Genomic DNA, 13847 nt, shown 5'->3' with positions numbered 1-13847 from the left:
TTTATCTGGACTTTTCTCTGCTTTTTATCGTTTCATTTTTTCAGGTTTGCTGATTTAACGAGTTCGTCTACCTTGGCCTGGAGAGTTGCCACAGTCCAGCCTCCCTTGGTAAACATGTATGCTATCCCGCCGACCAGTAGCAGGATAATACCTAGCAGGACGTAAAGCAGAGCAGAAGACTTTTCTTTTACCGTATAGGTAGTTTCCTGATCCGCTATTTTTACGCTATACTCGCCTGGAGTTTCTTCGCTGTGTTCGAAGGTTAATGTTATGCTTTCTCCCACATCAAGAGCAATCTGCTGGGAATCAACCGAGGTGTCGTTAACAAACAATTCCACATTATATTCCCCTGCAGCATTACCCTCGTTTGTGGCGTCAACAGTTATCTTTGCCTCCTTTCCGGCTCTGACCTCTATCGGGTCAACTACCAGGTTGGAGAACTTGAAGATAGCTTCATAGTCTTTTACGTCAACATCAACGCTTTTTTCAAGGAAGCCCTCTGCGGTAGCACTTATCTTGATTTTACCGACTTCTTCTGTGGCATATGTGAACTTTCCGTCAGAGCCGGTCTTTCCAGCAGCAGTGCCGTCTATAGAGATATTTACATTCTCAATCGGGTTTCCTCCTACTGTCTTTAAGGCCTCTATTGTGATTGTGTCTCCCACATATACCGTTTCAGGAGTAATATTGAGGCTCATTTTCTCTTTCGGAGGAATAACTTTCATGTTCTTGTTTGCTGTAGTATACCCATCTTTCTCTGCGGTGATCTTGAAGGTTCCTTCTTCTTCAGCTGTGTACTCGACAATTCCATCTGCATTTGTCTTGCCCAGGCTGGTTGTATTGACCTTTACTGTAATGCCTTCAATTGGATTATCAGCTGCAGTTACTTCGATATTGATGGTATCGCCTATTATGACTTCACCAGGCAGGTTGATCTTAAGTTCTCTGCTGGAGTTACTTTCAGTCTCAACCTCAACGAAGGGGTAGAACCTGAGAGTTTTGTCGTCAGCTGTCTTGAACTTGACATCACCCATAACATCGACTGTTTCGTCTTCACCAAGCCCGATGCTATCTTCATTCTTCATTGTGATGCTGTCTGACGAGACACTGGTGATCTCCATCTCATCGAAGGTGTCTCCACTGTTAATTTCGATGTACTCATCCGAGATCTGGAAGATTCCCTCTATGAAGACAGCAGAGGTCTCTGTGCCTGCAAAAACCGTGCCGAAATGGACAATGATTACGGGTATATCTTCTGCTTCTCCCAGTTCAGTTTCGTAGACGTAGTCAGCTCCTGAAGTGATGAAATCGTCATCTACTACATCTCCATCCTTTTCAAGCTGGACCCAGACGCTATTTCCATTAATGTCCACTTCCAGGATGTTCAGTGAATAGCCTTCTTCAAGTTCAAAGGAGTCTCCTGAGTACATGGACCGTTTATCATCGCTGTCTGTAAGGACTTCTGAAAGGACACTGTCCGAAAGAAGGCTCACGTCGTCAATTTTACCTCCAACGGCACCCTCGGGGTATCCTGCAAAGTATTTCTTTGCCATGAAACCTACAACTGTGAAATTGCCCCAGGATTTGTGTTCAAATTGAACGGGCTGAGGTCTGGATGTGTAGACCAGTGCTCCGTCTGGAATGGTCCTGTCCTTCAACTCTTTAATTTCCAGCTGTTCGGTTCCTATTCCCTCATCTATGCTGTAGTAAAAGCCTTCAAAGTTAAGGGGTGTCCAGGTTGGAAGGGAGTCTCCATCGACATCCTTATCATAAACAGTCCCGCGCAGTTCATAAATTCCTTCTTCAGAGGTGTCAAGTATTGGGGCAAAGCGCAATGTGCTGTCGTCAGCTACCTGAATCTGTATCTTGCCCATAAGGTCGATTGTGTCACCTTTGTCAAGGCTTATATCGTCCTCATTTTTCATTTTTATTTCATTGCTGCTGAGGGAGGTAACTTCCATTTCCCCGAAGGAATCTCCACTTGCAAGCTCCACATAAGTGTCAGATACCTGGAAGATACCCTGTATGAAGACAGCAGAGGTCTCTGTGCCTGCGAAAACCGTGCCGAAATGGATTATGATTATTGGTACGTCTTCTGCCTCTCCGACTTCGGTTTCATAAACATAGTCCTGACCGGAGGAAATGAAATTGTCATCTACCACATCTCCATCCTTTTCAAGCTGGACCCAGACACTATTACCATTAACATCGACTTCAACAATGTTCAGTGCATATCCATCTTCAAGTTCAAAGGAATCTCCTGAATATGCGGACGCTTTGTCATCGCTGTCAATCAGGATCTTGGCAAGTACACCATCTGATATCAGGCTTACATCGTCCACACTTTCAATTGTAGTGTTATCATTGTAGCCTGCAAAGTATTTCTCTGCCATGAACCCTATTATCTGGTATGAACCCCAGCCTTTGTACTCAAAGTCGGTTTCAGTAGGCCTTGTAATGTACTCGATGTTTCCGGAATCTATATTTCTGCCTATATCCTTGATGGTCATCTCTTCAGAAGACACTCCGGAATCAAGGTCGTAATAGAAGCCCGAATAACTCTGGGCATTCCAGGTATATGTTCTGGATAACCCAAGGCCTTCATCCCAGATCCTGTTCCCGCTTGAATAATATTTGGACTGGACTGTTACGTTCCATGTCTTTGTCACTGCATCATAATTGCCGCTGGGATCAGTGACTACTGCTTTAAGCGTATAAGAACCTGAATTGCTCTCCTTGAATTCATATAGCGATGAGGTCACACCGTCTTGAGTTTTCCTGGACGATGTTTCATCATTGACAAACCATTCCACTTTTATGTTCTGGCTGTTTGTGGAATTAACATAGAAATTCCTGGTCTCTCCCTGTGATACTTCAACTTTTCCTTCTGCAGGATTGACCTCTACAGGAATCCCATTTGTTGAAGAACCTACTGTCCATGTCCAGGATTTTGGTTCTGCAGCTCCATTAGAGTTCTGTGCTCTTACTTCAAGTGTGTATGTGCCTGCTACTGCAGAACTGTTTGTATATGAAGACTCAACAACAGACGCATTTGTGTAAAGGAAATTTCCATTAAGGTACCATGACATATCGGCTGCCGGCTCTACAGTCGCAGTGAATGTTCTTGATTCTCCTACATTACCGCTGACACTTGACGACGAAGGGTTAGATAAAGTGATAACCGGTACTCCTGGTGTACTTTCAACATTCCAGGATGATATTTGCCCTGCACCGTCTATGGAAGCTGTCACCGGGTACGAGCCAGTCTGGATAACATGATTGAGAGTTGCGATGTTGCCGTCACCAGTGGGTATTGTTGTGGACGTGCCATTTTCAGTCCATATAACGCTGGCTGTTTCGTTTAAAGGAATGGTGAATGTTTGAGTTGCTCCCACCGTCCCTGTAACAGTAGAATTCTGTGAGGGGGTAATCTCTCCTATTACAATCGGAACTGCGCCTGCAGTCCCACAGAATAATAGTCCCAGCACCAGAATTGCTGTAAATATTTGTAGACCATCTTTTTTCATATTCTATCCTTCTGAACCTTGTGCATAAATTATATAATTATTAATCAGTCAATTCAGCCTGAAGTTCTGTCTATTTTTATGGTAGTATAAGCCTTCCAGTCTTTATTTCTTAATTTTTTCTTTCATTTCAGGCTTTTAATATATGGGGGATTAACGTCAGTTATTCAGGAAAGCTAATCAGCCGTTTCGGCTTTTAGCTGCTGGTATCCCAGCTGTTTTATAGCTGTCAGCCTGCATTCCGGGGATTCAAGCATGATACCAGTTTCATACTCTGTGCATTCTCCTATGATAGTCAAGTTACATATATTTTGTACTTTTTTTAGGCGTTCCGGATCAATTGTAAAAATAAGTTCGAAGTCTCCGCCTGTATAAAGTGCAAATTCCAGAAGTTCTTCTGGACCTGAGGCAAACTTCCTGACTTCCGGGAGAATTGGAAGGGCATTTTCCCGGATTTTAAATCCTGTTTTACTCTGCCTGGAAAGGTCGTAAAGAGACATAGCAAGTCCGTCACTCGTGTCCATCATGGACGTGACCGCACCCGACTCAGCAAGCTGTTTAGCTTCCCTTGTACGTGGGATCGGTTCAAAAAGAGCTTTCAGGACGTTTTTACTCACCGGTTTTTTTAACTGGACCGCTTTAAGGGCAGCTCCGGCTGATCCTGCATATCCCGTAACACAGACAAGGTCTCCGGGTTTTGCCCCTTTTCGAAGGAGGAGCTGACTTTTTTTAACTCTTCCCAGGGCTGTCCCTGTAATTGTCAGCTCGGCATGGGTATCAAGGTCGCCTCCTATAACAGAAGTCCCGCAGAACGCGGCACATGCCTGTATTCCTTTTGCAAGCTCTTCGACAAAAGCGATTTCGGTATCCGAAGGCATGCCTATTGCCATTAGCAGCCCTGTGGGCTCTGCACCCATGGCAGCTATATCGCTCAGGTTTACGGCTGCAGACATCCAGCCCATCTGCCAGGGGGTCATCCCTTCAGGAAAATCTGTGGTCATGTGAAGCATATCAGTCGTAACAACCAGGTAGTCTTCACCTTTCAGGTCAAGGACAGCACAGTCATCAGAACCGGCACCTATCAGGACTTCTTCCTGTCTTCTTTCCTCTCCATCAGGGGCATTGAAAATCTCAGATAAGCGCGAGATTAAAGCACGCTCTCCGATTGAAGACACTTTTGTTTCTTTCATGGTCATTTTTTAGAAGCGATTACTTCCTATTTCTTTTTTGTAGATGTTTTCCCTTTTTTGGGCTAAGATTGACTGAGTCAATCTCCTTTATTTAATTTTTGTAACCCTGAAAGTTACACAAAAATTTTGTGGCAACTGTAAAGGACTTTTCGATATCTATCGGATATACAGCAAGAACATATCGGATACACAGCAAGAATATTAATGAATGTACTCTGGAAAACGCTCCAGGATATCAGTCTTTTCTCTCTTCGGAACCCGGATATAAGCAGGGGTTTACAGGGGTTGAATCAATTTCTTTTTATTTTCCACATGTATAAGACTTTTGTAAACTTCAAATCAATTTGAACCTATAACCTGTTTTTCCTGACTTTCTTCCTGGACAATTTTTCCTGTAAAAAAAGTGTAATAAAACTGTACAAAAGATAAAATTGATCATTTTTAAATAAATTCAAAAAAGTGTAATAAAACTGTACAAAAGATAAAATTTATCATTTTTAAACAAATTCCTGAAAATGAAACTAAATAATTAAAAAGTGCCAGCAGAATGCTAATAAAAATGCCGGTGTTATCTTTTCGGCAGGATTCAATAGTAAATTCTGCTAAAGCAATCAATTTCCGGTAAACTCTGCTAAAGTAGTCAATTACCGGTAAACTCTCCAAAAGTAGTCAATTTCGGGTAAATTTTGTAAAATTATTCAGTAAATTTTGCTAAAGTAGCCAGTTATCGTTATAAATCTGATGGTTTGGCCCGGAATGTTGTTTAATAATAGCCTGAATAAAACTGCTTGATGGTTTCGACAAATCAAACAACTTCTTCGCCTTCTTCTTTTGTTCTTATTCTTACTTTTTTCAGGTGGCTCTTTGCTATTTTTCCAAGCTCAAAAAGTTCTTCCCTTCCCAGAACTCTGATATCTCTTAGATTTTCCTGAAGGCTATGTTCCGGGATACCCTGCTGCAAAACATAGGTAACGTCTTTATTTTTCACGTTTTCCGAGATCCAGGTCACAATTCGGGAAATTTCCTCTTCGCCTCCTATAAAGTCTCTGAAGACGGTTGTTCTGAGTTCAAACTCCAGCCCGCTGGCATCTGCAGTCTTAATAGTTTTTGCGACGGCTGCAGTAATCTTCTCAGGCGTCCTTGAAGGGGAAATGTTCGTTTCTCCACTTTCATATCCTGCAACCTTTCCATAGAGCTCGGGATCGTCGAGAGGAGCTTTTACATCAATAAAAAACTTATCAACAAGTTTTCTTTCGATCATTTCGGCTGCCCTTTCAGGGTAGCAGCCGTTTGTGTGAATCCCCACGGAAAGCCCGAGATTCTTTGCAAACTCAGCAAGGTCCACGATACCTGCCTGCATAAGAGGTTCCCCTCCCGAAAAAACAACCGCGCTTACAAAAGGCTTCGAGCTTTTAATTTTTTCTTCCACAAATTCAAGTTCTACAAGCCCGGTCCCCTCAAGATACGGATGGTTCTGGCAATAAGGGCAGCGTAGAGGGCATCCTCGGAAAAAGATAGTGAATGCAGACTTTCCTGTCCAGTCAAGGGTTGAAAGAGGGACGACACCTGCGTAATTTACTCTCATAGCAGTTCCCATTTTTATATTCCAGCTTATTTGTGTAAAAAAGAGCTAGGGGAACTCATCTGAGCTCCCTTGTACCGTATCTTTTCCTGTCCCTGAGTTCCTGGCGTTTGCCCCTGTTCCAGCCTTCTACGGACTGGAGGTATCCAGTAATCCTTGAGAGGTGCTGAACATTTTCGGACCCGCATTTAGGGCATCTGTCCAGCAGACCGGCTGCTACATACCCTTCATCAGTGCACACGGTCATGTCCCTTGTGAAGGCAAAGTAACCTGTTTGTGTGTTCTTTGCTATATGCATGGCAAGCTCCTGCAGACCGTCGGGATCGGGCTTTCCCTCTCCAAGCCAGATATGCATAATATTTCCTCCGTCAACTATCGGGAAGAAAGTATGCTCATACTTTATCCTTTCAGGCAGGGAGACATCAGCCCCTGGCGGTATATGGGTACCATTGGTATAGTAAATCGGCAGGTCGCGAGTCTCGTTAAACTCCTTCATTGCGGTTTTCAGGTCGCCTTTAATCGTGAGCTTTGCTTTATCAGCATATTCCCTGTGCAGGAGGTCAGACACTGCAAAGCGCTGGGCTGTAGTTTCTGCCGGAGTCCTTGCAAGGGCAATTTCCATGCTATTTTCTTTCGAAAGCTTCTGGGCATGCATCTTCATTTCGAACATAGCCCTGATAGCAAGCTTGTACGCAACAGGAGACTCATGTATCTGGTAGCCTGTATGGTACTGGACCATCTCATTGATTCCCACAACCCCTATTGTATATACAAGGCTGTCAAAGTCCACAGCCATTGCTCCTTTTTCCCCGGTATTCGGGTCTTTGGGGCACTGAGCTGCAAAGGGAATTCTGTTTTTCTTTATCAGGCTGTTCATCCATTTTCTCTTGATTTTGAAGACTTCCACACCTCTGTTCATCAGATTCTTGAGTTCTGTGAACAGCTTCTCATCATCATATTCAGCCCTGTATGCGGCCCTCGGGCAGTTTAAAGACAGGACCATCCACGAGCCCATTGAAAAGTGCTTTCCATCCCTGAAGTGCAGTTTGTCATCAAATTCTTTATCATCTGTGGGGTTTGCAGAGAACTGGTAAGCACAGCACTGGTAACATGAAATTCCTTCTCCTGCGCCTCTGTACTCGGGAAGCTGGTTATCAAAGTAAGGGGTCCCGAATTTGGCAGCCAGTTCAAAGGTCAGCCTGTAAAGTTCTTTATAAGTCGGAAGTTCGGGGTGAGCCCTGTTGAAATCTTCGTCTTCTTCCATGAAGTCGGGTTCGAGAGAAATCTCAGGCTTGGGGAAACTGAAAGGCTTGCCCCAGGCGTCTCCTTCAAGCATAACGTCCATAAGAGCCTTAAATCCGAGGCGAACTTCTGTTTCGAATTCGCCGTATGTCCTGAGAGGTGCCTGCTTTCCGTCCCAGACCATGCCCATGGCAACAACCGGGATATTTTTCCAGAGCTTCGGGACACCGGGGGAAAGCTGGACTGAGGAGAAAACAGTCTGTCCGCCTCTTGCACACATCATCTGCATCATTTCATAAACGAACATCTGCATAAGCTGTTTGATCTCATTCCCGGATTTGCCTTCCAGATAGGGTGCAATAAAAGTCAGGAAATTGTAAAATCCCTGCCCGCCTGCAAAGTTAGTCTGAGCTGAGCCCATTGCCTTAACAGCATGAAGGAAAGCTACCTCTGCATTCTTTGCGGGTTTTGCAACACTTGACTGTGTGCCCACTCCATCAGGCATGAGCCCATAGTAGAAGAAGTATCGAAGGTCCCAGTCCTGGCAGAAAGGCCTTGTGCCCATGTATTCAAGGTCATGGATATGGAAGTCGCCGTTTAAGTGCAGGTCTGAAAGCTCTTTTGGCATCAGGAGGAGGTTTTGCTCTTTGGACATTTTGTCGGCTTTTCTCTTGTGGGACGTCTCGGCATTGTTCAGCTGGTTTGCATTGTCGTTTGCCCCGAAGCCGTATCCTGAGTCGATTTCATAAGCATCGTAGACGGATGCCCCGACTCTTGTCATAATGTTTCTCCATTCCACATGCCCCCTGTCAAGCAGAATATTGTTTACTATTTCCCGTATAAGAGGGCCTGATAGGAACTTGATATTCATTTTTCGGATGATTTTTTCAGCTTCTTTTGCAATGTCAATGGCTTCTTCTTTTGTGATTGCGGGCTTGCTGTAAAAGATCTCGCTCAATTTTGTTTCTTTCAGAAGCTGGCTTACAATGATATTCCTGTCCCAGTTGAGAATGAAACCTTCTGTTGTCCTGACTTTGGGGAGGGGAGAGACAGACAGCCCATCAAGTGTCTTCTGCACGGGCTGGTTGTCAGATAACTTGTCATTTTTAGGGAGGGAAGAGATAGAAAGCCCGGTAAGTGCCTTTCGCACTGGCTGGCTGTCAGACAATTCGTCATCGGTTAAGAAAATCTCGCCTGTCATTTTCTCATCTTCGGTAATCGGTTAATGATAGGATGGAATCTGCAAAGTTTTTATTTGTTTTTAAATTTTCAGATACCTGTTATACAATTCCAAGGAGTTTTTCCGAGTCCACTTCGTCTCCACGGAAGAGCTCGTCATGAGTCAGGAAAGTGTCATTATTAATCTGTAAAACAGGCGCTGTCACTGTAAAGACCCCGTTGAAACGCAGCTCGGTCAGTGCCTCAGGTGTAGACATATCTGCTACTTCGAAAGGTACTGCATTTGCTTCCAGAAATTTCTTCAATTTATTGCATTTAGGACAACGTTCTGTTGTGTAAACTATTACTTTTGCCATACTTTGCGCCCCTACTTATTTTATGGTACAATTTTCTTATTTTTGCTTAATATTTAACATGCCTCTGGCATGCATCTTTCTTACATTACACTTTTATTTCTGGTGTGCAGAGGAGGATTGTGCTGGCGCAGAGCGCATCAAAGCAACAAAACAAAACCCTGCACGGGTACCATTCCTTAGCCAACCCACTAATTGTATAATAACCCTTCCAGACCAGTCAGCAATATCGGAACAGGGCATGCAGTTTCTAAAGAGTGCCCCTTTAGATATCATTTTTTACTCTACTGAGTAAAGTTAATCTTTATTTCCAGGTAATTATTCTAAATGCCCGATCTTACTTATAACGGTTTTTCAACCCATCTCTGGATACAATAACCGTCTCACTTTGTATACAAAGACACAGGTTTGTTATCAAATCTGATAACAAATCTAGTCGAATCTGTTTTTTAAAAAATGCTTAATTTATGAGAATATTTTCACGTGTAGAAGACTTTATCTAACCTGAAAGGCACTTTAATGCTTGCAGGTAAGGAGAGCAAATACCTGGTTTTATTCCCTGAATACATTATAATATATTGATAAATGACTTCGTATTTCTCTTCTATTTTTCTCTTTCATTTCTTTCTGCTTCTTTTTACTTTTTTCATACTCTGGAGCTCTCTTTTCAGAAAATGACAAAAAATTACAAAAAAAACATTATATCATTGGTCTTTCATACCTCTCTCAAGTGTAAAAAGAGGTGTCACGTCATAGAGAAACTATTATCTTCCGGTTGTAAACCCCTTGATGAGCTTCTGGGGGGAGGTTTCGAGAGAGGAATCGTAACCCAGGTTTTCGGAGCAGCAGGAACCGGAAAAACAAATATTTGTATCCAGCTTGCAGTGGAATGTGTAAAGCAGGGACAGAAAGTCATTTTCATCGATACTGAAGGGCTTTCTCCTGTTCGTTTCAAGCAGATCGCAGGAGAAAATGCAAAGGAAATAGCCAGGAGCATAATTATCTATGAGCCTCTCAGCTTCGAAGAGCAATATTCATCCGTAAGAGAGGTCGAAAGGATAGCAGGCGAAAATGTCGGGCTCGTAGTCCTGGACTCCGCAACTTCGTATTACAGGTATGAGCTGGAGGATGACGAGACCGGAATAAAAAGCCGGAGAGAGCTTGCTAACCAGATAGGGTTCTTACATGCTCTTGCCCGAAAACATGGTTTTGCCGCACTTATAACAAATCAGGTATATTCGGATGTTGTCGGAGGAGGAGTGCGCCCGCTGGGAGGAAGTTCCCTTGAGCATATCTCAAAAACGATTATCCGGCTGGAAAAAACAGGCGAGGGTACAAGGCGTGCCGTTCTTTACAAACACCGCTCCCGACCTGAAGGCTCAAGTGCGGAATTTACAATTACAGCAGAAGGGATTCGTTAAAAAAATATCTCATAACAGAAAAACGTAAAGCTCCCGGAAAAATCCGGGATTCTGGCATCACTGTTTTTGCAGTAACTTCTCTCCTTAAGGGTTTTTCCCGCCGGGTTAACGTTCTCTGGTGCCGGCTATAAACTCTTCAGTCCTGAGATACGCCACATCATCAGGGTACTGGATAGCCGGATGTTTCATGAAGTAGGAAGACGGGGAGTACAGTACTCCTCCTATCCCGCGGTCAAGGGCAAGCTTGCAGCAGCGGATAGCGTCAATAACTACACCTGCGGAGTTAGGCGAATCTTCCACTGAAAGCCTGAGTTCAAGGTTCATGGGCACATCCCCGAAGAGTTTGCCCTCCATCCTGAGGAAACAAACCTTGTTATCTTTCTGCCAGGCAACATAGTCGCTTGGGCCTATATGGATGTTTTCGTCTTCGAGTTTATGTGAAAGGACAGACTGGACAGCTTCGGTCTTTGATTCACGTTTGGAAGCAAGCCTGCTCCTGTTAAGCATATTTAGGAAATCAGTGTTTCCTCCGGTATTCAGCTGATAAGTCCTTTCGAGCTTTACACCGCGTTTTTCAAACAGGTCTGCAAGAACCCTGTGAGTGATGGTCGCTCCAAGCTGGGCTTTTATATCATCGCCTATAATGGGGATATTCTTTTCTTCAAACCGTTTCGCCCATTCAGGATTGCTTGCAATAAAAACAGGCATATTATTGATAAAAGCCACCCCTGCTTCAAGTGCACACTCGGCATAAAAACGTACAGCTTCTTCGGAGCCGACAGGGAGGTAATTGAGGAGCATATCTGCGCCCGAATCCTTCAGTTCCTTAACAATATCTGTTTTTGTGGCTTCAGGCTCCTTGCTGACAATAAATGTATAATTCTCCCCGTAGTTCTTCATATGGTCAGAGACTCCGTCAAGTGCCCTGCCCATTTTTACTTTCACACCTGTGAGGGGGACATCAGGACAAAAAACCGCTGTGCAGTTCGGGGGGGCAAATATCGCCTCTGATACATCCTTTCCCACCTTCCTGGCATCAATGTCAAAGGCGGCAACAACTTTGATATCGCCGGGCCTGTACCCTCCGAGTTCCCGATGCATTAGCCCTATGGGATCTTTATCTTCGGTTTTATAGTACTCGATGCCCTGTATCAAAGAGCTTGCACAGTTCCCGATTCCTGCAATTGCTATTTTTATTTTTGTCATAAGCGCTTACTCTCCGATGAATACCCTGACTCTCATAAACCATAAATTGAATGTAAAGACAGATTTTTAAACTCCCAGAATGTATATTCAGAGATTTACGGATTCAAGGTCTCTGAAATTATGAAATATAATTCCTGAAATTACAAATCTTCCTGTATCTCAGCTATAAATTTAAAATCTTCCCTTATTTGTACTGTTACTTTATAAATCTATTATATCTAACTTTGCTCTTTGTGAATGAATTATTATGCTTATTTATATATATCTAAATCGTACTTCAAAATTTGCCTAGCTTAAATTAAAATAAAAAATATTAATCTTATCTCAGGCTTTCAAACTATCGATTATTTATTCTTTTTATATGGGGGCAGATGTCCTTTAATTTGAACCTTTTATTTTGGCTTTTGAACTGGCTAGCAGATAAATTTCTGGAAAAAACTCTCGCCTGAAAAAGGACGCCGAATAAGTTTTTATCTGATGGGTGGCTTGAAAAGAAAGTCGGTAAATTCTCCGGCAGAAGCTGGTGTTTACATCGGAAAGTGATTTTAATGAGGACAATCGACTGGAATGAAGAGTCCAATTCTGTGGTTCTGGTAGACCAGACCTTACTCCCGCAAGAATATAAAGTAATAGAATGCAAAACCCTGAGTTCTTTATGTGAGGCTATACAGTCTCTCAGGATCAGGGGCGCACCAGCGCTGGGTGCTGCAGGAGGTTTCGGAATTGCCCTGGCAGCTTACCTGAGTGGGGCAAAAGATATCGAATCCATGACAAAAGACCTTAAGGTTGCGGCAAAAGCCCTTAAATCCACTCGCCCTACAGCCGTGAACCTGGCATGGGGTGTGGACAGAGTTTTAAATGCAATTTCTGATGCATTTGATTTCCGGGGCATACGCGATATTGCTCTTCAGGAAGCCAGGGATATTGCAGAAGAAGATATCGAAACAAATAAGCTGATAGGTAAATACGGAGCAAAACTTCTGAAAGACGGGGATACCGTACTTACACACTGCAATGCTGGGAGGCTTGCCTGCGTTGATTGGGGCACAGCCCTCGGAGTGGTGCGTTCGGCTATTGCTGACGGTAAAGAGATTAAAGTCCTTGCCTGTGAAACAAGACCTCTGAACCAGGGAAGCAGGATCACTACCTGGGAGCTCATGCAGGACAAAATCCCCGTAACCCTTATTGCGGATTCCATGGCTGGCTGGGCAATGCGCCAGGGGCTTGTAAACAGTGTGCTTGTTGGGGCTGACCGGATAACCCAGGATGTTGTGTTTAACAAGATAGGCACTTACACGCATTCTATCCTTGCGAGAGAACATGAAATCCCCTTTTATGTGGCAGCTCCTGTCTCTACTTTTGATTTTGAAGGCTGGGAAGGGAGCATAAAGATCGAAATGCGAAATCCTGACGAACTGCGGTTTGCAGGTTGCCAGCAGCTTGCCCCTGAAGACGTTCCTGTTTATAACCCTGCTTTTGATGCAACCCCCATGGAAAATGTAACCGCATTGATCACAGAAAGAGGTGTATTTTATCCGCCTATCCTGCTGGATGAGGTTCTCGTCTGAGAGTCCTCAGGTCTCTGTTTCTGGTATCTGATTTTGATATCCTGAAATCGGAGGCTTGCTTTTATAATATACAGAACTATCCCGGAAACGGGCACGATCTTGCTCTGCATGATTTATATATGAGAACTGTAAATTATATGAAAACTATAAATTCTCTGGTACTATCTGGTACTATCTGAATAAGCAGTTCAAAATTTACTATCTAAATGAGCAGTTCAAAATTATTACAGTGAGGATGCTTAAAAATTACAGAGAATCCAGATAAAGCGAATATGATATTAATATTAATATTAATATTAATATATGGAGTTAAATCTCCAGTAAGCTAAATCTTCCAATTAAAACGTAACAATTAACTAATTAGCATTACATTGCATTCATACAGGTGTCTTACTCATGGCTAAAAAATCAGGTTCCGGACTTCAGTCTTCCGCAGGGCTCATGCGCTACTACGAAGCTGACAAAAATGCAATTCACATCCAGCCCAAAACAGTGCTGATCGCAGGTGCTCTTGTGGGCATAGCAGTAATATTCTTAAGTGCTGTAAACGGCTTCTGGCCGTAATTGCTTTTTTCTGGCAGG

At 43.4% G+C, this 13847-nt stretch carries 9 protein-coding genes; 3 read left to right on the top strand and 6 right to left on the bottom strand.

The features are described from left to right. Positions 1-32: 32 nt before the first annotated feature. The 5 genes from MSMAS_RS17530 to MSMAS_RS17510 form a co-directional block, all read right to left on the bottom strand. The gene (locus MSMAS_RS17530; RefSeq protein WP_048046877.1) at positions 33-3527 is read right to left on the bottom strand and encodes an S-layer protein domain-containing protein; all 3495 of its coding nucleotides are present in this window, start codon (positions 3525-3527) and stop codon (positions 33-35) included. 173 nt (positions 3528-3700) lie between these two features. Next, positions 3701-4714, bottom strand: coding sequence for a thiamine-phosphate kinase (gene thiL / locus MSMAS_RS17525; RefSeq protein WP_048047041.1), 1014 nt, complete (start codon positions 4712-4714; stop codon positions 3701-3703). An 805-nt stretch (positions 4715-5519) separates the two neighbouring features. Continuing rightward, a complete protein-coding gene (locus tag MSMAS_RS17520; RefSeq protein WP_230633314.1) occupies positions 5520-6299 on the bottom strand; it encodes an anaerobic ribonucleoside-triphosphate reductase activating protein in 780 nt (259 codons plus the stop codon). 55 nt (positions 6300-6354) lie between these two features. Further along, positions 6355-8739, bottom strand: coding sequence for an anaerobic ribonucleoside-triphosphate reductase (gene nrdD / locus MSMAS_RS17515; protein ID WP_011033313.1), 2385 nt, complete (start codon positions 8737-8739; stop codon positions 6355-6357). Positions 8740-8818: 79 nt separating this feature from the next. Continuing rightward, a complete protein-coding gene (locus MSMAS_RS17510; RefSeq protein WP_011033314.1) occupies positions 8819-9073 on the bottom strand; it encodes a glutaredoxin family protein in 255 nt (84 codons plus the stop codon). A 650-nt stretch (positions 9074-9723) separates the two neighbouring features. Here MSMAS_RS17510 and radB point away from each other — a divergent pair. After that, positions 9724-10491 (top strand): DNA repair and recombination protein RadB, encoded by a 768-nt coding sequence (gene radB, locus MSMAS_RS17505; RefSeq protein WP_264357985.1) that lies wholly within the window; start codon positions 9724-9726, stop codon positions 10489-10491. Positions 10492-10596: 105 nt separating this feature from the next. Here radB and MSMAS_RS17500 read toward each other — a convergent pair whose 3' ends face one another. After that, a complete protein-coding gene (locus MSMAS_RS17500) occupies positions 10597-11697 on the bottom strand; it encodes an inositol-3-phosphate synthase (protein WP_011033316.1) in 1101 nt (366 codons plus the stop codon). A 548-nt stretch (positions 11698-12245) separates the two neighbouring features. Here MSMAS_RS17500 and MSMAS_RS17495 point away from each other — a divergent pair. Both MSMAS_RS17495 and MSMAS_RS17490 read left to right on the top strand, forming a co-directional pair. Next, a complete protein-coding gene (locus MSMAS_RS17495; protein ID WP_048038240.1) occupies positions 12246-13265 on the top strand; it encodes an S-methyl-5-thioribose-1-phosphate isomerase in 1020 nt (339 codons plus the stop codon). A 396-nt stretch (positions 13266-13661) separates the two neighbouring features. Beyond that, positions 13662-13829 carry a preprotein translocase subunit Sec61beta gene (locus MSMAS_RS17490; RefSeq protein WP_011033318.1) on the top strand — a complete coding sequence of 56 codons (168 nt, stop codon included), beginning with the start codon at positions 13662-13664 and terminating at the stop codon, positions 13827-13829. Positions 13830-13847 lie beyond the last annotated feature (18 nt).

This window comes from Methanosarcina mazei S-6 (genome assembly GCF_000970205.1).
In the GTDB taxonomy this organism is placed as follows: Archaea; Halobacteriota; Methanosarcinia; order Methanosarcinales; family Methanosarcinaceae; genus Methanosarcina; species Methanosarcina mazei.
The sequence above is the reverse complement of the archived record's forward strand: the minus strand, read 5'-3'. Positions and strand labels throughout refer to the sequence as shown.

Bases quoted from the DNA above. Each gene is read 5' to 3' on its own strand.
- MSMAS_RS17530 (WP_048046877.1), bottom strand. From the start codon at position 3,527: ATGAAAAAAGATGGTCTACAAATATTTACAGCAATTCTGGTGCTGGGA.
- thiL (WP_048047041.1), bottom strand. From the start codon at position 4,714: ATGAAAGAAACAAAAGTGTCTTCAATCGGAGAGCGTGCTTTAATCTCG.
- MSMAS_RS17520 (WP_230633314.1), bottom strand. From the start codon at position 6,299: ATGAGAGTAAATTACGCAGGTGTCGTCCCTCTTTCAACCCTTGACTGG.
- nrdD (WP_011033313.1), bottom strand. From the start codon at position 8,739: ATGACAGGCGAGATTTTCTTAACCGATGACGAATTGTCTGACAGCCAG.
- MSMAS_RS17510 (WP_011033314.1), bottom strand. From the start codon at position 9,073: ATGGCAAAAGTAATAGTTTACACAACAGAACGTTGTCCTAAATGCAAT.
- MSMAS_RS17500 (WP_011033316.1), bottom strand. From the start codon at position 11,697: ATGACAAAAATAAAAATAGCAATTGCAGGAATCGGGAACTGTGCAAGC.
- MSMAS_RS17495 (WP_048038240.1), top strand. From the start codon at position 12,246: ATGAGGACAATCGACTGGAATGAAGAGTCCAATTCTGTGGTTCTGGTA.
- MSMAS_RS17490 (WP_011033318.1), top strand. From the start codon at position 13,662: ATGGCTAAAAAATCAGGTTCCGGACTTCAGTCTTCCGCAGGGCTCATG.